General features: G+C 72.0%; 20 protein-coding genes. 14 read left to right on the top strand and 6 right to left on the bottom strand.

All coding sequences use genetic code 11. The features are described 5' to 3' along the window. Positions 1-101: 101 nt before the first annotated feature. Entirely contained in the window at positions 102-815 is a 714-nt protein-coding gene (locus ACH4SP_RS38275; protein ID WP_398422451.1) for a hypothetical protein, read from the top strand. A gap of 42 nt (positions 816-857) precedes the next feature. On the opposite strand, the gene ACH4SP_RS38270 is transcribed toward ACH4SP_RS38275, so the two are convergent. Together ACH4SP_RS38270 and ACH4SP_RS38265 are read right to left on the bottom strand one after the other, a co-directional pair. Continuing rightward, positions 858-1,487 (bottom strand): hypothetical protein, encoded by a 630-nt coding sequence (locus tag ACH4SP_RS38270; RefSeq protein ID WP_398422333.1) that lies wholly within the window; start codon positions 1,485-1,487, stop codon positions 858-860. 219 nt (positions 1,488-1,706) lie between these two features. After that, positions 1,707-3,941, bottom strand: coding sequence for a RecQ family ATP-dependent DNA helicase (locus tag ACH4SP_RS38265; protein WP_398422331.1), 2,235 nt, complete (start codon positions 3,939-3,941; stop codon positions 1,707-1,709). Between the two features lie 113 nt (positions 3,942-4,054). Here ACH4SP_RS38265 and ACH4SP_RS38260 point away from each other — a divergent pair, with 113 nt between their 5' ends. From ACH4SP_RS38260 to ACH4SP_RS38230, 7 genes are all read left to right on the top strand, one after another. Next, positions 4,055-5,551, top strand: coding sequence for a DUF4192 domain-containing protein (locus ACH4SP_RS38260; protein WP_398422329.1), 1,497 nt, complete (start codon positions 4,055-4,057; stop codon positions 5,549-5,551). A 173-nt stretch (positions 5,552-5,724) separates the two neighbouring features. Continuing rightward, positions 5,725-7,767, top strand: a complete 2,043-nt coding sequence (locus ACH4SP_RS38255; protein ID WP_398422327.1) for a glycogen debranching N-terminal domain-containing protein — start codon at positions 5,725-5,727, stop codon at positions 7,765-7,767. 73 nt (positions 7,768-7,840) lie between these two features. Beyond that, a complete protein-coding gene (locus ACH4SP_RS38250; RefSeq protein WP_398422325.1) occupies positions 7,841-8,617 on the top strand; it encodes an NUDIX hydrolase in 777 nt (258 codons plus the stop codon). 162 nt (positions 8,618-8,779) lie between these two features. Then, complete coding sequence (locus ACH4SP_RS38245) at positions 8,780-10,639, top strand: ATP-binding cassette domain-containing protein (RefSeq protein WP_398422322.1); 1,860 nt, start codon at positions 8,780-8,782, stop codon at positions 10,637-10,639. Between the two features lie 160 nt (positions 10,640-10,799). Beyond that, the gene (locus ACH4SP_RS38240; RefSeq protein WP_398422320.1) at positions 10,800-11,687 is read left to right on the top strand and encodes a FadR/GntR family transcriptional regulator; all 888 of its coding nucleotides are present in this window, start codon (positions 10,800-10,802) and stop codon (positions 11,685-11,687) included. A gap of 346 nt (positions 11,688-12,033) precedes the next feature. Then, positions 12,034-13,575 carry an RNA polymerase sigma factor gene (locus ACH4SP_RS38235; protein WP_398422318.1) on the top strand — a complete coding sequence of 514 codons (1,542 nt, stop codon included), beginning with the start codon at positions 12,034-12,036 and terminating at the stop codon, positions 13,573-13,575. Positions 13,576-13,672: 97 nt separating this feature from the next. After that, positions 13,673-14,503, top strand: coding sequence for a S1 family peptidase (locus tag ACH4SP_RS38230; protein WP_398422316.1), 831 nt, complete (start codon positions 13,673-13,675; stop codon positions 14,501-14,503). A gap of 402 nt (positions 14,504-14,905) precedes the next feature. On the opposite strand, the gene ACH4SP_RS38225 is transcribed toward ACH4SP_RS38230, so the two are convergent. Next, positions 14,906-15,136, bottom strand: a complete 231-nt coding sequence (locus tag ACH4SP_RS38225; protein WP_398422314.1) for a hypothetical protein — start codon at positions 15,134-15,136, stop codon at positions 14,906-14,908. 451 nt (positions 15,137-15,587) lie between these two features. Between ACH4SP_RS38225 and ACH4SP_RS38220 the strand changes: the two genes are divergently transcribed. From ACH4SP_RS38220 to ACH4SP_RS38200, 5 genes are all read left to right on the top strand, one after another. After that, the gene (locus ACH4SP_RS38220; protein ID WP_398422312.1) at positions 15,588-17,705 is read left to right on the top strand and encodes a type IIA DNA topoisomerase subunit B; all 2,118 of its coding nucleotides are present in this window, start codon (positions 15,588-15,590) and stop codon (positions 17,703-17,705) included. A gap of 108 nt (positions 17,706-17,813) precedes the next feature. Beyond that, complete coding sequence (locus ACH4SP_RS38215; RefSeq protein ID WP_398422310.1) at positions 17,814-18,995, top strand: sensor histidine kinase; 1,182 nt, start codon at positions 17,814-17,816, stop codon at positions 18,993-18,995. Between the two features lie 59 nt (positions 18,996-19,054). Next, positions 19,055-19,705, top strand: a complete 651-nt coding sequence (locus ACH4SP_RS38210; RefSeq protein ID WP_398422449.1) for a response regulator — start codon at positions 19,055-19,057, stop codon at positions 19,703-19,705. A gap of 131 nt (positions 19,706-19,836) precedes the next feature. Continuing rightward, complete coding sequence (locus ACH4SP_RS38205; RefSeq protein WP_398422447.1) at positions 19,837-20,316, top strand: DUF485 domain-containing protein; 480 nt, start codon at positions 19,837-19,839, stop codon at positions 20,314-20,316. Next, on the top strand, positions 20,313-21,911 hold the full coding sequence (locus ACH4SP_RS38200; RefSeq protein ID WP_398422308.1) for a cation acetate symporter: 1,599 nt from the start codon (positions 20,313-20,315) through the stop codon (positions 21,909-21,911). The genes ACH4SP_RS38205 and ACH4SP_RS38200 overlap by 4 nt, the downstream gene beginning before the upstream one ends. 128 nt (positions 21,912-22,039) lie before the next feature. Here ACH4SP_RS38200 and ACH4SP_RS38195 read toward each other — a convergent pair whose 3' ends face one another. The 3 genes from ACH4SP_RS38195 to ACH4SP_RS38185 all read right to left on the bottom strand — a co-directional run bounded on the left by ACH4SP_RS38195 (position 22,040) and on the right by ACH4SP_RS38185 (position 24,601). Further along, a complete protein-coding gene (locus ACH4SP_RS38195) occupies positions 22,040-23,647 on the bottom strand; it encodes an ATP-binding protein (RefSeq protein WP_398422306.1) in 1,608 nt (535 codons plus the stop codon). A 117-nt stretch (positions 23,648-23,764) separates the two neighbouring features. Beyond that, positions 23,765-24,001 (bottom strand): hypothetical protein, encoded by a 237-nt coding sequence (locus ACH4SP_RS38190; protein ID WP_398422304.1) that lies wholly within the window; start codon positions 23,999-24,001, stop codon positions 23,765-23,767. A 129-nt stretch (positions 24,002-24,130) separates the two neighbouring features. Then, entirely contained in the window at positions 24,131-24,601 is a 471-nt protein-coding gene (locus tag ACH4SP_RS38185) for a DUF6082 family protein (protein WP_398422302.1), read from the bottom strand. Positions 24,602-24,859: 258 nt separating this feature from the next. Between ACH4SP_RS38185 and ACH4SP_RS38180 the strand changes: the two genes are divergently transcribed. Beyond that, positions 24,860-26,062 carry a CobW family GTP-binding protein gene (locus ACH4SP_RS38180; RefSeq protein ID WP_398422300.1) on the top strand — a complete coding sequence of 401 codons (1,203 nt, stop codon included), beginning with the start codon at positions 24,860-24,862 and terminating at the stop codon, positions 26,060-26,062. Positions 26,063-26,341: the final 279 nt, after the last annotated feature.

Raw genomic sequence — 26,341 nt, 5'->3', positions numbered from 1 at the left:
CGCGCCTGACGCGCGCGACGATACGAACACGTGAGGTACGTACGGCTCCCGTACGCCCCGACGCACCACCCGCCGATGCCTGGCGCAGCGGCGTCCGACAGATTTCCACGCATGCCTCTCATCCACTCATCCACCAGGAGTCTCAGATTCACGAGAGCGCCCAGGGTCCCCGCGCCACCCCGGCTGCCAGCCGCACCGCGCCGACCCCTCGTCCCGTACCCGGCCCGCGCCCCGCGGCGGTGCCGCGCCCCGGTCCCGTCCGTCCCGCCCCTCCGGTGCAGCGGACGCAGGAGCCGGGTAACCGGCCCCAGGCCTCCCATGGGGAGAATCGTTCCGCCCAGCCCGCTGCCGGGCCGGCCGCCACGCCTGCCGCACCCGCCACGCCTGCAGCGCCCGCCGCTCCGGCTTCCGGCCCGGCGCAGGCCCAGATCCAGCTGATCCCGGCTCCCGCGAACGGCGCGCTCGACGCCGCGGGCGAAGCGGTGGACCTGCTCCTCGACTCCGGCCGTGCGCCGGGCGACGTGCTGGTGCTCACCACCGGTGAACAACACCCGTGGGCCGCCCACGAGTTGTCCTTCGGCGAGGCGTCCTACTGGGCGCAGCACGATGCCCGGGACGACGTGTTCTACGCCGGCATCGATGCCGTGGGGCGCGCCGCCGCACGTCCGGTGGTCGTCGTCGCGGTGAACGACGAGGCAGGGGCCACCGACGCCCTGGCCCGGAAGCTGCCCGCGGCGCGGGAACGCGCCGGTGTGCTGCTGATCGTCTGCGGCGACCCGGAGCGGATCAACTCCGGTCTCGGCGCGGGCGTCTGACACCCGGACGGATTCCGCGGGTCCGGCAGTTCCACTGCCGGATCAGCGGGCCGCCGCGCGACGCAGCGCCTCCGCCGCCCCGCCGCCGGTGCGCTGCGGCGCCGGATCGGTCTCGGCCAGCACCTGCGCGAGGCCGGAGGGCTGCGAGCCCGCGCAGGGCCGACGGCCGCCACGGCCCTCGCCCAGCACCTGCCAGCCGCCGCGGGTCAGCGTGATGTACGCCCCGCAGCGCAGCCCGTGCAAGGTGCAGGCGTCGCGCAGCCCCCACATCCAGGCGCCGTCCTCCTCCGTCCAACGCTCGTCGCCGTCCCGGCAGTAGAGCAGTACGGCGGTACGCACGGGGGTGCGCCGGCGGAGGTCGTGCGGGATGACCCTGCGCAGGTGCGCGAGCAGTGCGTTGCGCAGCTCCCAGCCGTCCGCCGGGGCGGACCGGCGGGCGAACGAGGCGCTGGCCGTCAGCCGCTCCTCCGTGTCCAGTACGGCCACGACCGCGGTCGCGGGAGTGGGCCGGTGGCGGGCGTGCAGGCCGCTGACGACCTCACGGGGGTTGCGCAGCAGGGGAATTCCCGCCGAGGCCCATTCGGCCGGTTCCAGGGTGCGGCCCAGACGGCTGGTGGCATCGGCGGACGACGGACTCAGCGAACTTGGCGACGGCGCGAATCCGAAGGTCACGGTCCTCCCTTCGCATACGCGCCCACGGCTGCGGGCAAGGTCGGGTGGGGGCGCACCGCGGCACAGCCCTTCCGGTACCCGATGAGAACCGTGCGGGGAGCGCTTCCAATTCTTCCTGGCGCGAGGGCATGCGGCAACGAACAATTTGGGCAGCCGACCAGAATCTGTGGATATGGCACTGATATCTCTGCCCCATCGGAGCACTCCCGACGCCTCGCTTTACCCCTGAACGGCGAGGACCAGCGGAAACACCCCCTCCGCTCCCGCTCGGCGCAGCAGTCGCGCGGACACCGCGAGTGTCCACCCCGTGTCGGACAGGTCGTCCACCAGCAGCACGGGGCCGCCGGCCGAGACGAGCGCCTGCGCCAGCTCCGGCGGCACGGTCAGCACCTGGTGCAGCGAACGGACCCGTTGCGCGCTGTTCGCCTTCGGCAGGGGAGCCCCCGCGGACTCCGGGGCGTACTCCAGCGAGCCGAGGAACGGCATCCGGCCCACCTCGGCGATGCGCATTCCCAGCGACCGTACGAGACCGGGCCTGCGGTACGAGGGGACCACGACCACGCCCACCGGCCGGGGCGGCGCCGCCTCCTCGCCCGAAGCCCAGCCGCCGGGCCCCTTCGCCCAGTCGGCCAGCACGGTCACCACTGCCTTGGCGACATCGTCCGGAACCGGGCCGTCCGGGGTCTGGTCGGCGAGCATCGGACGGAGCCGGTTGCCCCAGCCGATGTCCGACAGACGGCCGAGCGCCCGCCCGGGGAAGGCGATTTCGCCCTGCGGGATCCGCCCCTTGAGGTCGACCCCCACCGCGGGCAGACCGGTCGGCCACATCTTGCGCGGCTCCACCTCCACGCCGGGGCGGCCGAGCTCGCCGCGCGCCGCGTCCAGCGCGCCGGCCGAGACCAAGGTGTCGAACCTGGTGCCCGCGCAGTTGTCGCAGCGTCCGCAGGGAGCCGCCTGCTCGTCGTCCAGCTGACGGCGCAGGAACTCCATGCGGCAGCCGGTCGTCGCCGCGTAGTCCCGCATCGCCTGCTGCTCGGCCCGGCGCTGCCCGGCGACCCACTCGTACCGCTCGGCGTCGTACACCCAGGGCTGCCCCGTGGCCGTCCAGCCGCCCTTGGTGCGGTGCACCGCACCGTCCACGTCGAGGACCTTGAGCATCGCTTCGAGCCGGGTGCGGCGCAGGTCCACCATCGGCTCCAGCGCGGGCAGGGAGAGCGGCTTCGACGCATGCGCGAGAGCGTCCAGCGTGCGCCGTACGAGTTGCTCCGGGGGGAAGGAGACCGAGGCGAAGTACTTCCAGATCGCCTCGTCCTCCTTGCCCGGCAGCAGCAGCACCTCGGCGTGCTCCACGCCACGGCCCGCACGGCCCACCTGCTGGTAGTAGGCGATCGGGGACGACGGCGAGCCCAGGTGCACCACGAAACCGAGATCGGGCTTGTCGAAACCCATGCCCAGTGCGGACGTCGCGACCAGGGCCTTGACCCGGTTGGCCAGCAGGTCGTCCTCGGCCTGCATGCGGTCGGCGTTCTCCGTGCGTCCGGTGTACGAGGCGACGGTGTGCCCGCACTGGCGCAGGTACGCGGTGACCTCCTCCGCGGCGGCCACGGTCAGCGTGTAGATGATTCCGGAGCCGGGCAGTTCGTGCAGGTGGTCGGCGAGCCAGCCCAAGCGGCTGGCGGCGTCGGGGAGTTGCAGCACGTTCAGGCTGAGGCTCTCCCGGTCCAGCGGGCCGCGCAGCACCAGTGCGTCCGTACCGGCCCCCGTACCCAACTGCTCGGCGACGTCGGCGGTCACCCGGGAGTTGGCGGTCGCGGTGGTGGCCAGGACCGGGACGCCGGGCGGCAGTTCGGCCAGCATGGTGCGCAGCCGCCGGTAGTCGGGGCGGAAGTCGTGTCCCCAGTCGGAGATGCAGTGCGCCTCGTCGACCACCAGGAGGCCGGTGGTGGCGGACAGTTTGGGCAGTACGTTGTCGCGGAAGTCGGGGTTGTTGAGGCGTTCCGGCGACACCAGGAGGACGTCGACCTCGCCTGCCGCCACCTCGGCCTGGACGGCGTCCCACTCCTCGTGGTTGGAGGAGTTGATGGTGCGTGCCCGGATGCCGGCCCGTGCGGCGGCCTCCACCTGGTTGCGCATGAGTGCGAGAAGCGGGGAGACGATCACGGTCGGACCGCTGCCCCGTGCGCGCAGCAGCGACGTCGCCACGAAGTACACGGCGGACTTGCCCCAGCCGGTCCGCTGCACGACCAGCGCCCGGCGCCCGTCCGCGACGAGCGCCTCGATCGCCCGCCACTGGTCCTCGCGCAGCTGGGCGGTGCCGCCGGGGTCCCCGACGAGGCGGGCGAGCACGGAATCGGCCGCGGCCCGGAGCTCGGCTCGATCCGGGGTGTCTGCGGCGATTGTCGGGACCGGGGGGAAAGGGGCGTCTGCGGAGTCTGGGGCGTCTGGGTGGGTCATGACTCCATGCAACCCGATGGCACCGACATTGGGCGAACCCGACCCCGCCAGCCTGTGGACAAAGTTATCCACAGGGGTGGCGGGTGCGGCGGGGTTCATTGGAACGTAGCGACATGAACGCGAACAGTGACTCCCATGGGGCCCGTGACACCGCCGAAGCGTCCGACAATGCCGGTGCCCACACCGCCGAATCCGCCGAGGAGCAGCAGATCACGCTCCGAGGCCCTGCCCAACTCGCCGATTCCCTGCCTTACTTGCTGGGTTTCCATCCCACCGATTCCGTGGTCATGGTGGCGCTGCACGGACGCAGCGGCAGGTTCGGCGGGCGGCTCCGGGTGGGCATTCCGAAATCCCCGCAGGAATGGGCGCCGGTCGCCGGACACCTCGCCGAGTGCCTGATGGCCAACAGTGAGCGGCGGGGCAGCCGCCCGGACGGCGTCCTCGTCTTCCTCTGCCAGGATCCGGCGGAGGGCCAGACGGGGCGGCAGGTGATGGAACGGCTGCGCACCTTCGCCCAGCGGCTGCGGACGGCCTGCGGGGCCCTCGACGTCCCCGTGCTCGAAGCGCTCTGTCTCTCGGACGGCCGCTTCTGGTCGTACTGCTGCCCCGACGCGCGTTGCTGCCCGCCCGAGGGTACGGGTCTCGCCCTTCCCGGTACGTCCGTGATGGCGGCAGCCGCCGCGTACGCCGGCATCCAAGTCCGGGGCACACTGCGCGAGATGGAGGAGAGGCTCGCACCCCCGCCGCAGGACCCGGCCACGCTCCGTGCCCGGGTGAGGGCGCTGGACGGCGCGGGCAGTGCCGTGGTCCCCAGGATCCTGAGCGACACAGGCCGCACGCAGGTGGGAGAGGAGACGCTCGACCTGGTCCGGGTCCTCGTCCGACGTCTGGGGCAGGCGCCACCGGCGAGGGGATCCTGGGCGGCGGCGGACAGTGTCGACGACGACCTCATCAGTGACGAGGAGGCTGCCACCGTCATCGTCGGCATTCAGGACAGGGATACCAGGGACCACGCGGCCGAGTGGATGGAGGGACCGGAAGCGGTCCATGCGCTGCGGCTCTGGCGCGTCCTCGCCAGGCGCTGCGTCGGGCCTTACGGCACCTATGCGGCGCCCCCGCTCAGCCTCGCGGGATGGGTCGCCTGGTCCACCGGTGACGAACCAGGGGCCCGTGTCGCACTGGGCCTCGCCCTCCAGGTCGACGAGGAGTACACCTTTGCGCAACTGCTCCACCAGGCGTGCAACGAGGGCCTCGATCCTGAGGAGTTGCGTGCCTGCCTGCGCCGGGAGCGGGCCGCGCGGACCGTCGGCGCGGGCGCACGGTCCGGCCGGGGAAGGAGCGTGTCGAAGAGGCCGACGGCCCGTCCGCGAGCGGCCGTCCGTGCGCGGGCCGCGGCGCGCGGACGGAAGGCCGCCGGGCGCCGGACCGGTGGGTCGTCGGCGCAGGAGAGGCGGCGGGAGAAGCGGACCCGCGTCCGGCCCGCCGCCGGAGCGACCGGCACGCGGCCCGGTCCCGCCGGTGCGCGGGGCGATGCGGGCGGCGTGCAGGGAGGCGTGCGCCGCCGCGAGACGCCGCACCGGGGGCGGCGCGGAGCGAGGAGCGGCCGATGACCGGAACCGGCGTGTTCCATGACCGAACCACCCACTTCACCGGTCCCGCCCCGTTCGCCATGTCCTTCGGCCGTGACCCCGCCGCCCGCGCCGCCGTTCACGTGTGTGGCGGCAGTGCACGCACCGCATCGCCACATCCGCCGCCACCCTCCGGAGTGCAGAGAAGGCATCACATGGCCCTCCCCGTCCCGCCGTCCTCCGCAGCGCGCGGCACGCCTGCGCAATCGCGCCGACCCGCACCGGCAGCCGCCTCCGTCAGAGGCGGCGCCCCGGGAGGCGGGGGACCCGCCGAACTGCCCGCGGTCCACACGATGATCGTCTGCGCGGACCTGCCGTCCCTGGCCGTCTCCGCCGAGCACGGCCAGCTGACCGGGCGCGGCCTGGAGGGCTTCTACCAGGCAGGGCGCAGGCTGCTGTCCCGTTGCGTGTTGAGGGTGGCCGGCCGTGAACCGGTCCCGGTCCAGGGCAGGTCGGCCGCGGCGGACCGGGCCAGGTTCGTGGCCGTGGTCCGCACGCCGGGCGACGTCGGCCCCGACCCCGGAGTCGTGGTGGAGCGGATCAGGACGGCCGACGGCACCGAGCGCATCATCCTGCGCAGCTCGGTGCCCCGACCGCTCCGGATCCCGGTGGAGATCACCCTGGGCACGGACCTCGCGGACCTGGGAGCGATCGGCGCGGGCCGCCCGGGACCCGAACTGCCGGCCAGCGTCCACGACTCCGGCCTGCGCTGGACGGCGGCCGGAGCGCACGCGGTGGTGACCGCGGACCCGCCGCCCGGCGACGCTCTGGCCTCGGCGGGTCTGCTGCGCTGGGAGGTGGAGCTGCCGCCCGGCGGTTCCCGCACCATCGAGCTGCGGGTCAGGACCGAGCGCGCCGTGCGTTCGGCCGGGAAGACGGGCGGCTGCCCGCTGCCCGGGGTGAGTGCCGAGGGCGACGACCCCCGGGTGCGGGAACTGTTCCGCACGAGCGTCGACGACCTGCGGTCCCTGCTGATGCGCGACCCCGCCCACCCGTCGGACGTCTACCCGGCGGCCGGCATTCCGTGGCGCTGCGGCCTCGCCCCGGCCGAGGCGCTCTGGGCGGTCCGGGCGGCGCTCCCGCTCGGCACCCGGTTGGCGGCGAACACACTGCGTACGCTCGCCCGCACCCAGGCGGGCGGCGGCGGACGCATTCCCGGTCCGTTCCGCGACGCGGGACCGCACCTGCCCGCCGGCTGCACGGGGGTGGAGGCCACCCTCGCTTTTCCCGCGGTGCTCGCCGAGGCCCGGCGTTGGGGCCTGCCCGAGCAGGAGCTGGCGGAGCTGCTGCCCGCGGCCGAGCGCTGCCTGGAGTGGCTGCGTACCGCCGTGGGGGAGGACGTGTACCTGCGCGACCCCGGCCCCGGCGGACTGCGGCGGGCCGAGACCCAGGCCCATGCGCACCGTGCGGCCCTGCTGGGAGCCGATCTGCTGGACTCCTGCGGCCGCCCGGGAGCCGACGGCTGGCGCCAGTGGGCCGCCGCACTGCGCAGGGCATTCCGCGAGGAGTTCTGGATCGACGACCGCGTGGGCGGCCGTCCGTCGGCCGCGCTCACCGCCGACGGACGCCATGTGCCCCACCTCGGTGGCACAGCCGTACACCTGCTGGACACGGGCCTGCTGGGGGCCGGGCAGCTGGCGCCCGGGCTGCTGGACAAGGTGCAGACCGAGCAACTGGCCCGGCTGCTCGGCAGCCCGTCCATGGACTCGGGCTGGGGGCTGCGCGGTCTCGGTGCCAAGGAGGCCGCCCACAATCCGTTCGGCCACCGCAGCGGTGCCGTACGGGTGCACGAGACGGCGGTCGCGGTCTCCGGACTGGCCGCCGCCGGATACGAGAAGGAGGCCGGCTCGCTCCTGCGCGGCCTGCTGGACGCCGCGACGGCCTTCGGCCACCGCCTGCCGGAGATGTACGCGGGGGAGCAGCGCACCGCCGACAGTTCGCCGCTGCCGCACCCGGCGGCCTGCCGTCCGGCTGCGGTGTCGGCGACCGCCGGGATCCATCTGCTCGCCACGCTCGTGGGTATCCGCCCCGACGCCCCCGCCGGCACGGTCAGGCTGGTTCCGCTCAGCAGCGCACCCCTGGGCGCGCTGCAGCTCTCCGGGCTGCGGGTGGCGGGCGAGCCCTTCGCCGCAAGGGTCAGCCGACTCGGCCTCGGCATGGTGGAGGAGGCCGCGGACGGACTCCAGCTGGGTGTGTGACGGCCCGGGACGCGACAACGAGGAGAGACCCGTGGGGACTGTTTATCGTCAGGAAGACGACTATGATCACGGCATGTCGCCCTACGATCCGTCGGCCTTCCCGCCCTTCGCCGTCACCGTGGATCTGGCGGTGCTCACCGTGCGCCGTCACGCGCTCTGCGCCCTGGTCGTACGCCGTGGGGAGCAGCCGTTCCAAGGGCGGTGGGCGCTGCCCGGCGGTTTCGTCCGGGCGGATGAGGATCTCGCGACGGCCGCGGCCCGGGAGCTCGCCGAGGAGACCGGACTGAGCGCGCTGTCCGCACCGACAGGGCACCTGGCCGCCGCCCCCGGCAACGGAGCCCATCTGGAACAGCTCGCCACCTACGGAGATCCCGGGCGCGACCCCCGCATGAGGGTGGTCAGCGTCGCCCACCTGGCGCTCGCCCCCGACCTGCCCGCCCCGCGCGCGGGCGGCGATGCGAACAGCGCCCGCTGGGCCCCGGTGGAGGCGCTGCTCGGTCACGAGGACGGGTTCGGCAGGGAGGAGGAGCAGGCGGCCCCGCTCGCCTTCGACCACGGGCAGATCCTCGCGGACGGCGTCGAAAGGGCCCGCTCGAAGATCGAGTACTCGTCGCTCGCCACTGCTTTCTGCCCGCCGGAGTTCACCGTCGGGGAACTGCGCCGGGTGTACGAGGCGGTGTGGGGTGTCGTTCTCGACCCCCGCAACTTCCACCGCAAGGTGACGGGCACTCCGGGCTTCCTCGTCCCCTCAGGCGGTACGACGACCCGTCAGGGCGGTCGGCCCGCGCAGTTGTTCAGAGCGGGCGGGGCGAACGCACTCAATCCGCCGATGCTGCGTCCTGAGGTCTGACACCCGCGGTCCGAGGTCTGACACCCGCAGTTCCGCTCGCTGCGCAAAAAGTCCAAAATGTCGCGTTATCTTGCTGCGGTACCCGCCTCTTCCGCCTCAACCTCCCCACCTTCCGCGGGGGCTGCGGAAACCGCGGGAGACGCAAGAGACGCGAGGGAAGCGATGCTCCAGGCCATCGGACTCACCAGCACGCCCCGCCGGGCTCGCCCGCCGGCCGTGGACGACCTGACCTTCGAGGCCCGGCCAGGCCATGTCACCGCCCTCCTCGGTGCCCCCGGCTCCGGCCGGACCACCGCGCTCCGCCTCATGCTCGCCCTCGAACAGGGCCGCGGGGTCACGTACTTCAGAGGCCGCCCGCTGCACCGCATCGCCCAGCCCGCCCGTGAGGTGGGCGCCCTCCTCGGCGACGTGCCGGGCCACCCCGCCCGCACCGCCCGCGGCCAGCTCCGAATGTTGTGCGCCGCCGCGGGCGTACCGGCCTCGCGCGCGGACGAGCTCCTCGAAGTCGTCGGCCTCACCGGCCTCGGCAAACAACGCCTCGGCAACCTCTCCCTCGGCATGGACCGCAGGCTCGGCCTCGCCTCCGCCCTCCTCGCCGACCCGCACACCCTGCTCCTCGACGAGCCCGCCGCCGGCCTCTCGCCCCGTGACAACGGCTGGCTGTACGGGCTCCTGCGCGCCCACGCCGCACACGGCGGCACCGTTCTCTACACCACCGGCGATCCCAAGGAGGCCGCCCGTACCGCGGACCGTGTCGTCACCCTCGAAGAGGGCCGCCTCGTGGCCGACCAGGCGGCTGCAGAATTCGCCCGCACCCGGCTGCGCCCCCGCGTCGCCGTCCGCACCCCCCAGGCCGTACGGCTGGGCGCTCTTCTCGGCAAGGAGGCGAGGGCAGGCCGCCGTTCCGTGGAGGTGGTGCCGGAGGGCGGCAACCGCCTGTCCGTCTACGGCAGCAACTGCGCGGAGATCGGCGACACCGCCTTCCGGCACGGCGTACTCCTGCACCAACTGGCCGACGAAGTCGGCGACATGGGTCCTCGCGCGGCGCTGCCGGAGCAGCCCGTCGGCCCCGGCCCCGAGCCGCTCTCCGAGCCCGTCCCGGGCGCCCTCCCGGTGTCCGTGACACCGCCTGCACCGAGCGCCGAGTCCGATCCGCAGCGACTCCCCGTGCCCGTGCCCGTATCCGTGCCCGTACCTGTACCCGCACCTGGTCCCGTACGGGAGGCCGCCCCCGCGCCCTCCCGCCCCGCCCGCAGTCCCCTCCGCCCCCTGCGGTACGAACTGCGCCGCGCCTTCGGTACCAGAAGCACCCTCCTGGTCCTCGTCGCGGTCCTCGCTGTGTCCGCGGCCCTCGCCGCCCTGCTCACGCACACCGGAGCCGCGCCCCTGCCGACCGCCCTCGCCGCCTGGCCCGGCCTCCTGCCGCTGCCCCCCGCCGCCTTCGGGGCGGGCCTGCTCGGCGCACTCTCCTTCGGCGACGAGTTCCGCTACCCGGCGCTCGCGGCCTCGCGCGGCACCTCTCCCCGGCGCCTCGGGCTGCTCCTTGCCAAGCTCACCGTTTCCGCGGGCACCGCACTGGCCCTGGCGACCCTGACGGTCGGCGCCAACTTCCTTCTCCTCCGTCTGCTGTACGGAGCGGAGTTGACGCAGCTGCCCCCTGACCTGCCCGGCGCCGCGGCGAGTTGGGCCGCCCTGAGCGTCGGCTGCGCCTGGGCCGGACTGCTGGGTGCCGGAGTCTTCCGGGTCACCGCCGCCGGAGTGGCAGCTGTCCTCGCCGTTCCCGTCGCCGTCGCACCCGCTGTGCAGCACCTGCTTACGGGTCCGGCCGCGCGTTCGATGGTCGGACTCCCGAGCAGGTTGCGGGAGCTGATCTGGCTCCGGCTCCCCGGCGAGGCCGACCAGTGGCTGCTCGCCGCGATGCGGCTCGTGGCCCAACCGGTGGGCGTGGCCATGGCGTTGTCGCTCCCTGTGCTCCTGTGCGCGTATCTGCTCACGGGGCTTCGCCGCAAGGCCCGTTGGTGACCGCATCCTGGCGAAGAGTCGCCGAATCGCTCACAACTCCCCTGGGAACGCCCGTTTCTTTCCGATAAGGCGTCAATTGAGAGGGGAGCGGTGATCACCCTTTCGTGTGCTTTTCACCAAAGACCTCAAGGGGCAGGGGAGTCAGGCCGACAACTCATCCGTGAGTACCCTTGCGCACACCATGATGACCGCCGCCCGCCCCGTCGACTCAGGTCTCGCCGGGCCTGGTGAACTCGACCGCTATCCCTACGGGGACACCCCCGGCGCCGATCGCGTCGGACCCCTCGGCTGGGACAGTCCGGAATCCGATCTGGGTCGGGTCGGCCGCCGCTCGGCCGGCAACCGCGGTCGCGGCCTGCACGGCCAACTCGTCCAGCAGCTCGGCCAGATGATCGTCTCGGGCGATCTCGGTGCCGACCGCCCGCTCGTGCCCGAGGAGATCGGCCAGCGCTTCGAGGTCTCCCGCACCGTCGTCCGTGAGTCGCTGCGCGTGCTTGAGGCCAAGGGCCTGGTCAGCGCCCGTCCCAATGTGGGTACCCGTGTCCGCCCGGTCAGCGACTGGAATCTGCTCGATCCCGACATCATCGAGTGGCGCGCCTTCGGGCCCCAGCGCGACGACCAGCGGCGCGAACTCGCCGAACTGCGCTGGACGATCGAGCCGCTCGCGGCCCGACTCGCCGCAGGGCACGGCCGCGAGGACGTGCAGCAGCGCCTCTGCGACATGGTCGAGATCATGGGGCACGCACTCGCCCAGGGCGACTCCCTCACCTTCTCCAGGGCCGATGCCGAGTTCCACTCGCTGCTCATCCAGCTCGCGGGAAACCGGATGCTGGAGCACCTTTCGGGCATCGTCTCCGCGGCCCTTCAGGTGTCCGGAGGGCCGGTCGTCGGCTGTGACCGCCCCACCGACGCCTCGCTCGCCCACCACGCCCGGATCGCCGACGCCCTTGCCGCGGGGGACGGTTCTGGTGCCGAGTCGGCGATGCGCCAACTCCTCACCGTGCACCCTGAAGTGGACCGGGTCGTTCCCGCGCCCCGCGAGCACTGACGGCGCATCACCCCCTGAAATGCCGCCGCCCGCAAGGGCGTACGGACCTCGTGTCGCCGGGCCCCTCGGGGTTCGGCGACACGACTGTGGGCACCCGTCCCTTGTGCGGGAGTTCGTTGTGAATCGGATGTGACTCGGGCCACGAAGTCGGGGCGTAACACTCCTCGGGATCCCGCGATGACCTAAGAGGTGAGAGCCGGGGAGGGAAAGCGGATGTCGCTCGCGGCTCCGCGGACGGTCCCAGGCTCTTCGCCCGGTCCGCCGGTGCATCCCCAGCCGGTGGTCGTCGGCTCAGGCCCTCACGGGCGGGGTCGGGCGCCATTTCCATTGCTCCGAGAGGTTCTTCGTGTCGGCCAGCACATCCCGTACGCTCCCGCCGGAGATCGCCGAGTCCGAATCCGTGTTGGCGCTCATCGAGCGGGGAAAGGCTGAGGGGCAGATCGCCGGTGACGACGTGCGCCGGGCATTCGATGCCGACCGGATTCCGCCGACCCAGTGGAAGAACGTCCTGCGCAGCCTCAATCAGATCCTTGAGGAAGAGGGTGTGACGCTGATGGTCACTGCCGCGGAGCCGCCCCCGCGCGCCCGCAAGGGCGTCCCGGCGAAGAGCCCGGTCCAGCGGTCCGTGCCCCGGACCTTCGCGGCAAGTGCCGCCGCCCCCAAGACGGTTGCGGCCGCGGCGGCTCCGGTCGCCGATTCCGTGGACGTCGCCGCCGGTGAGAGCGGCGTCGCACCCGCCAAGAAGGCCGCCGTGAAGAAGGCGACGGCCAAGAAGGCCGCGACGAAGAAGACCGCCGCCAAGAAGACGGCGACGAAGAAGGCTGCGGGGAAGAAGGACGAGGCGGCCGAGGGCGACGAGCCGGTCGAGGAGTCGCAGGTCAAGGCGGGTGAGGAGGAAGAGGGCGGCGAGGCCAAGGGCTTCGTCCTCTCCGACGACGATGAGGACGACGCGCCCGCGCAGCAGGTCGCGGTCGCGGGCGCCACGGCCGACCCGGTCAAGGACTACCTCAAGCAGATCGGCAAGGTCCCCCTCCTCAACGCGGAGCAGGAGGTGGAGCTCGCCAAGCGCATCGAGGCGGGCCTGTTCGCCGAGGACAAGATGGCGAACTCCGACAAGCTCGCGCCCAAGCTCAAGCGCGAACTGGAGATGATCTCCCAGGACGGCGGCCGTGCCAAGAACCACCTCCTGGAGGCCAACCTCCGACTCGTCGTCTCCCTCGCCAAGCGCTACACCGGCCGCGGCATGCTCTTCCTGGACCTGATCCAGGAGGGCAACCTCGGACTGATCCGTGCGGTCGAGAAGTTCGACTACACCAAGGGCTACAAGTTCTCGACGTACGCGACGTGGTGGATCCGGCAGGCGATCACCCGCGCGATGGCCGACCAGGCCCGCACCATCCGCATCCCGGTGCACATGGTCGAGGTCATCAACAAGCTGGCGCGCGTGCAGCGCCAGATGCTCCAGGACCTGGGCCGCGAGCCCACCCCGGAGGAGCTGGCCAAGGAACTCGACATGACCCCCGAGAAGGTCATCGAGGTCCAGAAGTACGGCCGCGAGCCGATCTCCCTGCACACCCCGCTGGGCGAGGACGGCGACAGCGAGTTCGGCGACCTCATCGAGGACTCGGAAGCGGTCGTTCCGGCCGACGCGGTCAGCTTCACGCTCCTCCAGGAGCAGCTGCACTCGGTCCTCGACACCCTCTCCGAGCGCGAGGCGGGCGTCGTCTCCATGCGCTTCGGCCTCACGGACGGCCAGCCCAAGACGCTCGACGAGATCGGCAAGGTCTACGGGGTGACGCGTGAGCGCATCCGCCAGATCGAGTCCAAGACGATGTCCAAGCTGCGTCACCCGTCGCGCTCGCAGGTGCTGCGCGACTACCTCGACTGATCCCGGCCCGCTGTTCCCCGTCGTATGCGCGGGTGCGGGGCGGTGGGGGCTGGCTGACTCTGGGTGTGCGGAATTCACCCCTGAGTCAGGAGGACGCATGCGTCGACCCATCACCCGATCACTGACGGGGGCCCTCGCCCTGACCGCTGCGGCGGTGGCGGCGCCCCTCGCGGCGCCGGGCCAGGCCGTCGCCGACGGTGTGGTCATAGGCGGCCAGACCGTCCGCGCGGCGGACAGCCCGTGGGTGGTGGCCGTCTCCAGCCGTGACCGGTTCGGGGGTATGCGGGCGGGACAGTTCTGCGGCGGAGTGGTGGTGGCGCCGACCAAGGTGGTGACGGCCGCGCACTGCCTGGGCCGGGACGTGCTCGGCGTCCCGCTGAGCGAGGTGCGCGACCTGAAGGTCATTGCCGGTCGCGGGGAACTGCGGGGTCCGGGCGGGCGGGAGATCGCCGTGCGCAGGACCTGGATCAACCCGTCGTACGACCTGCTGTCGAACTCCGGGGACGTGGCCGTGCTGACCCTGGCCGTCGCGCTCCCCGAGCGCCACGTGATCAGGATGGCGGCCGAGGGCAGCCGCGGGGAGGCGCCGGGGACCGCTGCCACCGTCTACGGCTGGGGCGACACCACCGGGGCAGGGGCGTACGCGACCACCCTGAAGTCCGCGCGGGTACGGGTGCTGCCCGACGCCGCGTGCGCGAAGGCGTACCCCGGGAACCTGGACGGAAGGTATCTGCCGGCCACGATGCTCTGCGCGGGGGACCCGGAGGGCGGCCACGACGCCTGCCAGGGGGACAGCGGGGGGCCGCTGGTGGCCAGGGGGCGGCTGATCGGGCTGGTGTCCTGGGGGAGCGGATGCGGGCAGGCGGAGAGTCCCGGGGTGTACACCCGGGTCTCGGCGCTGGCACGGAAGCTGGCCGAGGAGGCCTGAGCGGCCGCTCAGCCGCCCGGTGCGGCAGCCCCGGCCCCCGGTGGGTGCGCGGGGCTGTCGGGCTGCCTGCGGGGCTGCTGGGCGGCTTGAGGGGGTGGTCTGGCCGGGGCCCGTACGAGGAGGTGTGCACGGGGTTCAGGCGTACGGATGCGTACGTACGGGGTCCGAGGGCTGCGCGCACGTACGAGGACCCGGGGTGGGGCGGGCTTGCGTGCGTGTGGCCCGGAGCGGGGCATTCGCATGTGCGGGTCGTCGGGGGCCGGGCTTTCGCGTGAGCGGGCCCGGGGGCGGGGGGGAGAGAGCGCGTACGAGAACGGGCGGCTTCCCCCGCACACCCGGGGGAAGCCGCCCGTCGACCGGGCTGGCGCCGGTCCTTGGCTCGTCGTGGACGCGCTTGGGGCGTCAGCGTTCGTCGTCCTCCGAGGACGAGGGGGAGACCGTCAGCCGGTCCGTCTCGTCCTGTATTTCCGCTGCGATCTTCTTGAGCTCGGGCTCGAACTTGCGACCGTGGTGGGCGCAGAAGAGCAGTTCGCCGCCGCTGGCCAGGAGAACGCGCAGGTATGCCTGGGCGCCGCAGCGGTCGCATCGGTCAGCGGCCGTCAGGGGGCTCGCGGGGGTCAGAACAGTAGTCACGTCGCCTCTTCTCTAGCTCGACGAGCTGTCGTACCAGGGTCAACATCCAACCAGGCCGAAAACGTTCCCGCTCGTGGCTTTTCCTTGAAACTTCTTCCGAAGGTCTTCCGGAGTGGTTGTCTGTTGCCGGTTGGCGGCGAATGAGCCGTATTGCGTCGCTTTACGGTTTCGCGTTGCTGGATTGTCTGGGTCGGGGAGTCCGACCGGCTGGATTGCCGGCTTGTTCATGAGGACGTGCCCGGAGCCTAAATGGTTCATGCCCGGAAGGGAACGTGACATGTGCTTCACTCCAACGAGGGATCGAACACCTGTACGCCACTGGACTAGCATGAGTTTTCCCGAGGGTGGCGTTACACCCGCTCTACCAGGCCCCGTTACCCTCTGAGCGGCGACCGACGCCGACCCCGTACCCCATCGGGGCCCATTTGAAATTCAGCGAGGAGCGAACCGCGTGACCGCCGATACGACCGTCCCGTCCACCGCACTGCTGAGCGGCGCGGACCGTGACGGTTCCAACTACACCGCGCGGCACCTGCTCGTCCTCGAAGGTCTTGAGGCGGTCCGCAAGCGCCCCGGCATGTACATCGGGTCCACCGACAGCCGCGGTCTGATGCACTGCCTCTGGGAGATCATCGACAACTCCGTCGACGAGGCCCTCGGCGGCTACTGCGACCGCATCGAAGTGATCCTGCACGAGGACGGCTCGGTCGAGGTCCAGGACAACGGCCGCGGCATCCCGGTCGACGTCGAGCCCAAGACGGGCCTCTCCGGCGTCGAGGTCGTCATGACCAAGCTGCACGCCGGCGGCAAGTTCGGCGGCGGCTCCTACGCCGCCTCCGGAGGTCTGCACGGCGTGGGCGCCTCCGTGGTGAACGCGCTCTCCGCCCGGCTGGACATCGAGGTCGACCGCAGCGTCACGCACTCGATCAGCTTCCGCCGCGGCGTCCCCGGCATCTTCACCGAGTCGGGCCCCGACGCCCCCTTCGACCCGGGCAACGGGCTCCGGAAGGGCAAGCGGGTCCCCAAGGGCCGTACCGGCACCCGCGTGCGCTACTGGGCCGACCGGCAGATCTTCCTCAAGGACGCCAGGCTCTCGCTGGACACGCTCTACCAGCGCGCCCGCCAGACCGCCTTCCTGGTCCCCGGCCTCACCATCGTCGTCCGCGACGAGCGGGACCTGGAGGGCGTCGGCAAGAGCGAAGAGACGTTCCGCTTCGACGGCGGCATCAGCGAGTTCTGCGAGTACCTCGCGCAGGACAAGGCGATCTGCGACGTCATGCGGCTCAGCGGGACGGGCACCTTCAAGGAGACCGTCCCGGTCCTCGACGAGCGCGGCCACATGACGCCCACCGAGGTGACCCGCGAGCTGGCCGTGGACATCGCGCTGCGCTGGGGCACCGGGTACGACACCACGGTCAAGTCCTTCGTCAACATCATCGCCACCCCCAAGGGCGGCACCCACGTCTCCGGCTTCGAGCGCTCCCTCACCAAGACGGTGAACGAGTCGCTCCGCTCGGCCAAGCTGCTGCGCGTCGCCGAGGACGACGTCGTCAAGGACGACGCCATGGAGGGCCTCACGGCGGTGGTCACGGTGCGGCTCGCCGAGCCGCAGTTCGAGGGCCAGACCAAGGAGGTCCTCGGCACGTCCGCCGCCACCCGCATCGTCGCCAACGTGGTCGCCAAGGAGCTCAAGGGCTTCCTGACGTCCACCAAGCGCGACGGCAAGGCCCAGTCGCGCTCGGTGATGGAGAAGATCGTCGCCGCCGCGCGGACCCGTATCGCGGCCCGCCAGCACAAGGACGCGCAGCGCCGGAAGACGGCCCTGGAGTCGTCCTCGCTGCCGGCCAAGCTGGCCGACTGCCGCAGCGACGACGTGGAGCGCAGCGAACTCTTCATCGTCGAGGGGGACTCGGCGCTCGGCACGGCCAAGCTCGCGCGGAACTCCGAGTTCCAGGCGCTGCTGCCGATCCGCGGCAAGATCCTCAACGTTCAGAAGGCGTCCGTCTCGGACATGCTGAAGAACGCCGAGTGCGGCGCGATCATCCAGGTCATAGGAGCGGGGTCCGGCCGGACCTTCGACATCGACGCGGCGCGGTACGGCAAGATCGTGCTCCTCGTCGACGCCGATGTCGACGGCGCGCACATCCGCATCCTGCTGCTCACGCTCTTCCAGCGGTACATGCGTCCGATGGTGGAGGCGGGACGGGTGTTCGCCGCGGTTCCGCCCCTGCACCGGATCGAGCTGGTCCAGCCCAAGAAGGGCCAGGACAAGTACGTCTACACGTACTCGGACAGCGAACTGCGCCAGACCCTGCTGGAGTTCCAGCGCAAGAACGTCCGGTACAAGGACGACATCCAGCGCTACAAGGGTCTCGGCGAGATGGACGCGGACCAGCTGGCGGAGACCACGCTGGACCCCCGCTTCCGCACGCTGCGGCGGATCAACATCGGCGACCTGGAAGCCGCGGAGCAGGTCTTCGACCTGTTGATGGGCAACGAGGTCGCGCCGCGCAAGGAGTTCATCACCAGCGCCGCGGCCACGCTGGACAGGTCCCGCATCGACGCCTGACCTGCGCGATGTCCCGGTGGACGGGGCCGGAGTCAACCCGTGGGTGGAGCGAAAAGCTCCACCCACGCTCCGATCCGGGACGCCCGGCCGATCCGTAATGTCGACGGCATGGGATCGCAGACGACGCAGTCGAGCGGCGGATTCACCGCCTGGCCCTCCAAGGAGGAGCTGTCGCGACTCGGGGTGCCCCGGGTGCGGATGGCGATCGACATCGTCCTGTGGCTCGGGATGGGCTTCTGGATCCTCTGGGAGGCGTATGCCTCCCAGGTGTTCGACGGAGTGGCCGCAGTGGTGCCGCCGCTCGCGCTGGTGGCCGTCGCGGGGGCGGCCGAGCTGTACGACCGGCAGACCGTGCGGCACCGCCTGCTGCCCTCGCTCGGGGTGCTCGGTGCGGTGGCGCTGCTGGCGGCCGGGGCGTATGTGGCGGGGGCGCCGGATCCCGGGGCCATCCTGCTGATCATCTGCGGGATACAGGCCATGGTGCGGCTGCCGCTGGCGGTGGGCCTGCCGGTGGGCGCGGTGGTCGTGAGCATGCATGCGGTGCTGGGTGTCGTGGGCGTCAGGGAGCAGTTGGTGGTGACCTGCGGGGTCCTGGTCATCGGGTACATGCTGCGGCTGGACGCCCAGGCGCGCGGCTCCGGCTTCCGGCTCCTCGCGCAGGAGCGGGCCGCCCGCGTTGCCGAGGCCGAGTCGGCGGCCCTCGCCGAACGGGCCCGAATAGCCAGGGAGATACACGACGTCCTGGCACACAGTCTCTCCGCGCAGATGGTGCACCTGGAGGCGGCCCGGCTGCTGATCGAGCGGGAGCCGCAGGGCGCGTTCCGTGACGGAGTGCTGGAACGGGTCGTCGCGGCGCGCGGGATGGCCCGTGAGGGGCTCGCGGAGACCCGTCAGGCGCTCTCCGCGCTCCGTGGGGACATGGTGCCCGTCGAGGACTATCTGCGGGAGCTGGGGGCCGTCGAGCGGGCCGAGGTCCAAGTGTCGGGGGAGCGGCAGAAACTGACCGCGGACGCCTCGCAGGCGGTGCGGCGGGTGGCCCAGGAGGCCCTCACCAACGTCCGTAAGCACGCCCCGGGGGCCGAGGTCCGGATCCTGCTCGCGTACGGACCGGGCGAAGTCGCCCTGGAGATACGGGACTCGGGCCGGTCCGACGCGCGCGGCGAGCTGGCCGCCACGGGCGCCGGGTACGGTCTGCTGGGAATGCGGGAGAGGGCGGAACTGCTCGGGGGCACGCTGGAGGCGGGCCAGGAGGGGGAGGGGTTCGTGGTGCGGCTGCGGATGCCGGTGTGAACGGGTACGAGGGCGTGACGGGCAGAGCGGTGCGGGTGCTGGTCGTCGACGACCAGGCGATGGTGCGCGAAGGCATCGTCCTGCTGATGGGGCTGCTGCCCGGCATCGAGGTCGTCGGCTCGGCGGGCGACGGCGAGGAGGCCGTCGCACTGGTCGCCGCACATGCGCCCGACGTGGTCCTGATGGACCTGCGGATGCCCCGCTGCGACGGGGTGGAGGCGACCCGGCGGATCCGCGACCGGCACCCCTCGACGCAGGTCGTGGTGCTCACGACGTACGCCGACGACGACTGGCTCTTCCCCGCCCTGCAGGCCGGCGCCCGCGGCTACCTCACCAAGGACGCCGGCGGCGAGGAGATCGTACGGGCGGTGCAGGACGTGATGTCGGGACAGGCCGGGCTGTCGCCGGGCGTGCAGCGGCGTCTCCTCGACCGGGTCACCGCGCCCGAGCCGCAGGCCCCCGGACCCGAGGAGTTTCCCGACGGGCTCACCCCGAGGGAGGCCGAGGTGCTGGTGCTGATCGCGGAAGGCCTGCCGAACGGGGAGATCGCGCGGGCCCTGCGCATCAGCCCGGCCACGGTGAAGACGCACATCAACAACCTCTTCGCGAAGACCGGCGTGCGCGACCGTGCGCAGGCCGTGCGGTACGCCTACTGGCAGGGCCTCGTCAGGCCGCCCGCCGCGGGTGCACCGGGTGCGGGCGTCACCTAATGGGGTGAAGAGAGGGGATTGCCGATCCGGGGATCTTTCCGGTCTGCCCATCCTGGGGCGCGCGGACCAATCCGGCCGCGGACAAGGAGAGTTGTTCCGTGGAGAAGCACGAAGGGCGCGACGCCGCAGCAATGCGGTTCGACGACCCGTGGTATGACGCGCTCGCCTCGGGTTGGGGCGAACTGGACGGCACGGGAGCCCCCGCGCACACGGCGCCTCCCGCGCCCGCCGCGCCGGAGCGCGAACAGAGCGCGGCCGACATCTACCTGGAGGTGCAGCACAGCGCCGCTTTCCAGGAAGTGCGCAGGCGCTACCGGCGGTTCGTCGTCCCCGCGACCCTCGCCTTCCTCGTCTGGTACGTCGCCTATGTCGTCGCGGCGACCGCCGCACCCGAGCTGATGGCCCGCCCGGTCGCCGGAGCGGTCAACGTCGCGATGGTCGCCGGGCTCGGGCAGTTCCTCTCCACCTTCGTACTGACCTGGGCGTACGCCCGGCACGCCAGGCTCCGCCGGGACCGTGCCGCGCTCGAACTGCGCTGGGACACCCAGGAGTTGACCAGGCTGTCCATGCCGTCCGCCCCGCTCGGACCGACCGGAGGGCCCGGACGGTGAACGAAGGACACCAGACCCTGGCGCTGCTGCTGTTCAGTGCGTTCGTCGCGACGACCCTGGCGATCACCACCTGGGTCAGCCGCAACCGGCACGGCTCGGCCGAGGAGTTCTACGTCGGCGGCCGACTGTTCTCGCCCATGGAAAATGGTTTCGCCATCGCCGGCGACTACATGTCCGCCGCCTCCTTCCTCGGCATCTCCGGCCTCATCGCCCTCTACGGGTACGACGGCATGCTCTACTCCGTCGGCTTCCTGGTGGCCTGGCTCGTCGTGCTGTTCCTCGTCGCCGAACTGGTCCGCAACTGCGGTCGGTTCACCCTCGCCGACGTGGTCGTCGCCCGGATGCGAGAGCGCCCCGTGCGCATCGCTGCGGGAACTTCCTCGGTGACCGTGTCCGTTCTCTATCTGGTGGCCCAGATGGTCGGCGCGGGTTCTCTCGTCGGCCTGCTGCTCGGCGGCAGCAGCGGGGCCGCCCAGACCTGGACGGTCATCGGCGTGGGCGCGCTGATGGTGATCTACGTGACGTTGGGAGGGATGCGGGCCACCACCTGGATCCAGATCGTGAAGGCCGTGCTGCTGATGGCCGGTGCGCTCGCCCTCACCGTGCTCGTCCTGGTGCGCTTCCACGGCGACTTCAACCAGCTGCTGACCACCGCCGCCGACCGCAGCGGCCACGGCAAGGACTTCCTCGCACCGGGCCTCAGGTACGGCGGGGACTGGACCGCGCGCCTCGACTTCATCAGCCTCGGTCTCGCCCTGGTCCTCGGCACGGCCGGCCTGCCGCACATCCTGTCGCGCTTCTACACCGTGCCCACCGCGCGGGCCGCCCGCCGCTCGGTGGTCTGGTCGATCGGGCTCATCGGCAGCTTCTACCTGATGACCATCGTGCTCGGCTTCGGTGCGGCGGCCGTCCTCGGCTCCGACCGGGTACGGGCGTCGAACGCCGCGGGGAACACGGCGGTTCCGCTGCTCGCGCACGACCTGGGCGGCGGTGCCGGTTCCACAGGCGGAACGGTTCTCTTCGCCGTGGTCGCGGCGGTCGCCTTCGCCACCATCCTCGCCGTGGTCGCGGGCATCACCCTGGCCTCCTCCGCCTCGGTCGCCCACGACCTGTACGCCTCGCTGCGGAGCAGGAGCAAGCGCGCCAAGCAGTACAGCGAGGTCGCGGTCGCCCGGGTCGCCGCGGGCGGCATCGGGGTGGTGGCCATCGCCCTCGGCCTGCTCGCCCGCGACCTGAACGTGGCGTTCCTGGTGGGCCTGGCCTTCGCCGTCGCGGCCTCCGCGAACCTGCCGGTGCTGCTCTACTCGCTGTTCTGGCGCGGCTTCACGACGCGCGGAGCCGTCTGGTCGGTCTACGGCGGACTGGTCCCCGCCGTGCTGCTGGTGCTGCTCTCACCGGTCGTCTCCGGCAGCCCCGAATCGCTCTTCCCCGGCGCCGACTTCCAGCTCTTCCCGCTGCAGAACCCGGGCCTGGTCTCGATTCCGCTGGGCTTCCTGGCGGGCTGGCTGGGCACCGTCACCTCGTCCGAGCCGCCGGACGAGGCAAGGCACGCGGAGACGGAGGTGAGGTCGCTCACAGGGGCGGGGGCGGTGTGAGGGGGATTCTCCAGTGTCCGGGGCCGCGCCCCGTGCCAGGCATTCGGACACGCCCTGTGCCAGGCTTTCGGACGCGCCCCGTGCCAGGCTTCGGGCGCGCTCCGTGCCAGGCTTTCGGCCGCGCGTTCTCAAGCGCCGGACGGGCCGGAAGTGTCCGGTTCCGTCAGCGACTCCGGCAGTACGACCGTGAACTCGGCGCCTCCGCCCGGCGCTTCCCCCACGTACGCGCTCCCGCCGTGCCGCTCGGCCAGCCTCCGTACCATCGCCAGGCCGAGTCCGCGCTTGCCGTGCGCGGGCAGCGGCTTCGTCGACCAGCCCTCCGTGAAGATCAGCTCCCGTTGTGCGGGCGGCACCCCGCAGCCGCTGTCCGTCACCCGCAGTACGACCTCCCGCCCCCGCGCGTGCAGCGCGACCTCGACGAACGCACCCGGCGAACCGGCCGCGGCGTCCAGCGCGTTGTCCACCAGATTGCCGACCACCGTCACCAGCCCGCGCGGATCCACCAGCCGGTCGGGCAGCAGCGTCCCGTCCGCCGGGCGCAGCACCACCGCGCGCTCCGCCGCGACCGTCGCCTTCCCGACCAGCAGCGCGGCCAGCAGCGGGTCGTGAACGCGCTCGGTGAACTGCTCGGCCGTGGCCCGGTGCACCCCGGCCACCTCCGTCACGAACTCGGCGGCCTCCTCGTACAGCTCCAGCTCAAGCAGGCCCAGGAGGGTGTGCAGACGGTTCGCGTGCTCGTGGTCCTGGGCGCGCAGGGCGTCGATCAGACCGCGGGTCGAGTCGAGCTCCCGGCCAAGACGCTCCAGCTCGGTGCGGTCGCGCAGGGTCGCCACCGCGCCGCCGTCGTCCGTCGGCATCCGGTTGGCGACCAGCACCCGCGGCCCCCGTACGGTCAGCAGGTCCTCGCCCGACACCCGGCCCGCCAGCACGTCGGCGGTGCGCCCCGCGCCCAGCACCTCGTCCAGCGGGCGGCCGGTGGCCTCGCCGCCCACCCCGAGCAGTCGCTGGGCCTCGTCGTTGATCAGCCGCACCCTGCCCCCGGAGTCGAGCGCCACGACGCCCTCCCGGATGCCGTGCAGCATCGCCTCGCGTTCCGTGAGCAGCGCCGCGATGTCGGAGAAGGCCAGGTCGTGGACCTGCCGCTGGAGCCTGCGGGAGATGAGGTACGCGGCGAGGGCGCCCATCGCGAGCGCTCCGCCCGCGTAGGCGAGGAGGCCGGGGATGGCCGCGAGCAGCCGTCCGCGCACCGTGTCGTACTCGATCCCGACCGAGACGGCCCCGACGATCCGGCCGCGCAGATCGCGCAGCGGGACCTTGCCGCGGGCGGAGCGGCCGAGCGTACCGCTGTCGATCTCCATCACCTCGCGCCCCGCGAGGGCGTCGCTCGGATCGGTGGAGACGAACCGGCCGATCTGCGCGGTCGCCGTGTGCGACCAGCGGACTCCGCGCCGGTCCATGATCACGACGTACTCGGCGCCGGTCGCCCGCCGGATCCGCTCGGCCTCCGCCTGCACGGGGCCGCCGGGCTCGGCGGGGGAGCCGAGCAGCATGTCGGCGGTGCGGGGCGACGCGGTGGTCTGGGCGATGGCCAGCGCCCGCCGCATCGCCTGATCGTCGAGCTGGGCGCCGAGCGGGGCGAGGAAGAGCCCGGTGGCGAGAACGGTGACGCCGGTGGCGATCGCCAGCTGCATCAGCAGGAACTGGGAGACGACACGCTGCGGCCAGGTGATGCGCATGGGTACGAACGGTAGACGCAGGGGCGGACGGGCCGGCCGGTGCCTCCGGGGGCGGGGGAGGGGCCGGGCGCGGGAGAGCGCGGTCCTTCCCCCGCCGGCCGTCGTGCCGGACAGGCCCTACGCGTCCGGGATGTCCGCCTTCGCCCTGATCAGGGTTTCACGGGTGATGACGACGATCCGCTCGTAGTCGGCGCGTCCCGCGTCAACGGGGAGGGCCCCGTCGAGCGTGTCGGTGACGTCGGTGCCGATGACGGCGAAGTTCCCGTCGGTCAGCTCGAAGATGTCCGGGCAGGTCTGGCCGGACATGCTTCCACGCTCACGGGGGGGTACGCCGACCCTGCGCACAATGTTCAACGGGGGGCCCATTTCTTACGGTGTGGCGGAAGGGGTTAACCCCCGGCATAAGCGGACATGCGTGCCCGAGGTTCCGCTTCCCTGCGGAACTCAGCCGGAATTTCAGCAATCTGGACGATGCGGGGTCGGTCAGATGACCCACCAGTTGTCACGTTCCTCGCTGGCGGTGGCAACGATCTCGTCCACCAGCACCGCGAGCCGCCTCTCTTGGGAATTGCCCGGCAGGGTCTCCCGGTGGTGGCGCGTGGCGTCCCAGTAGTCACGGAAAATCCTGCTCTGGCAAATGCCGCGCAGATGTCCGAGCGTCTCGGCTCTGCTCGTGGTGCCGAGCCGGTAGGCGTGCAGAAGATTGCCGTAAAGGGCATTGGCGAGCAGGAACTGCCGCTGCTTGCCCGGCGGAATCTCCTCGTCGTACGTGTCCAGGACTTCGGCCAGTTCCGGGTCGTCCATCGCTTTGCAGAGCAGGTCGAACTGGAGCCGGTGCTTGTCCGCGAGATCGGTACGACGCTGCAGGTGCCTCCGCTGGACGAGCAGGACGGCGAAGGCGGCCCCCGCGACCCAGACCGTCGCACCCCGCTGACGGCATTCCTGTATGCCCATTCCCCACCCCCGAATCACCGGCGCGTCCGTGCGGTCCTCCGGCCGAGCGGTGGGAGGGGACGGACGTGCGGCGGTCGACTGCATTCACCGTCTCCCAGAGTGCCGAGCGGCTCTGACCGGCGGGAGGCGGAGAAGCGGCGCACAGAAGGAAACGCGCGCCCCCTTCGCGAACGCCATGCCGAATATGTGCCCGGTGTGCGCCGCCGACAACCACGCACCGCCCGGCAGCCCGAAGTCGGGTTCCTTTACGATCGGGGGATGTCCAGGCAACAGATTCCGGTCGTCGTCCTCGCAGGATTCCTGGGATCGGGGAAGACAACCCTGCTCAATCATCTGCTCAAGCGGAGTCGCGGCACCCGGATCGGGGCGATCGTCAATGACTTCGGGGCGATCGAAATCGACGCCATGGCGGTGGCCGGGCAACTCGGGGATTCGACCGTTTCGCTCGGAAACGGGTGCCTGTGCTGTGCCGTGGACGCGAGTGAGCTGGACGCGTATCTGGAGAAGCTCGCGGAGCCCGGGGCGGGCATGGACGTGATCGTCATCGAGGCGAGCGGGCTGGCCGAACCGCAGGAGCTGGTGAAGATGCTGCTCGCCAGCGAGAACCCGCACGTGGTGTACGGAGGTCTGGTGGAGGTCGTGGACGCGGCCGAGTTCGGGGCGACGCGGCAGCGGCACCCGGAGATCGCGCGGCATCTGGCGATCGCCGATCTGGTGGTGCTCAACAAGGCCGACCGGGTGGGGGAGAGCGATCTCGTACGACTGCGGGACGAGCTGAGCGGGCTCGGCAGCGGGACCGTGATCGCCGCGGAGTACGGACGGATCGACCCGGAGGTGCTCTTCGACCGTCGGTCCGAGGCGCAACACCGCGCGGACGGCTGGCAGTTGAGCTTCGAGGACCTGCGGGCGGAGATCGAGGGCCGTGGCGAGGGCGAGGAAGAACACGGCGCGCACCTGCACGCGGCGTACGCGAGCGTGGAATTCGTGTCTGCCGCACCGATGGATCCGCAGCGGCTGATGCGCTTCCTCGACGGACGGCCCGAGGGGCTCTACCGGATCAAGGGGTACGTCGACTTCGGCGCCGCCGACGCGCGGAACCGGTACGCGGTGCACGCGGTGGGCAGGTTCCTGCGGTTCTACCCGGAGCCGTGGGGGAGTGACGAGGAGCGGCTGACACAGCTGGTGCTCATCGGGTCCGGTACGGACGGGGCGGCGCTGCACGCCGAGTTGGCGGCGTGCGTGGCGCAGGGCGTGGCGGGTGTGACGGTGGATGCGGACGGGGAACGTGAAGCCGGTCCCGGTTCGGAGCAGGACACCCCGGGCGAGCGTGCCATGTGGGGTGTCCTGCGGTACGTACAGCAGCTGGACGCGGAGGATCCGGACGCAGAGGATCCGGCGGAAGCGGAAGGCACCGAGGACCCGGAGGACGCGGAGGGCGCGGAGCGGCCGGGGGAGGGCTGAGGCGCAACGGGGAAGGTCCGAGGCGCGACCGGACCGCAGGGCCGGGAGCCCGGACCGCCTGAGCCCGGACCGCCTGAGCCCGGACCGCCAGGGCCCGGACCGCCAGGGCCCGGACCGCCAGGGCCCGGACCGCCAGGGCCCGGACCGCCAGGGCCCGGACCGCCAGGGCCCGGACCGTGTGTGTCCGGGCCGCCAGGGCCCGGACCGTGTGCGTCCGGGGCGTCGCCCGGACCGCCTGAGCCCGGACCGTGTGCGTCCGTGTCGTCTGGCCGGGGGCGT

Origin of the sequence: Streptomyces sp. NPDC021093, from assembly GCF_044333135.1 — a bacterium.
Taxonomy (GTDB): Bacteria; Actinomycetota; Actinomycetes; order Streptomycetales; family Streptomycetaceae; genus Streptomyces.
This window is presented reverse-complemented; position numbering and strand designations above follow the sequence as displayed.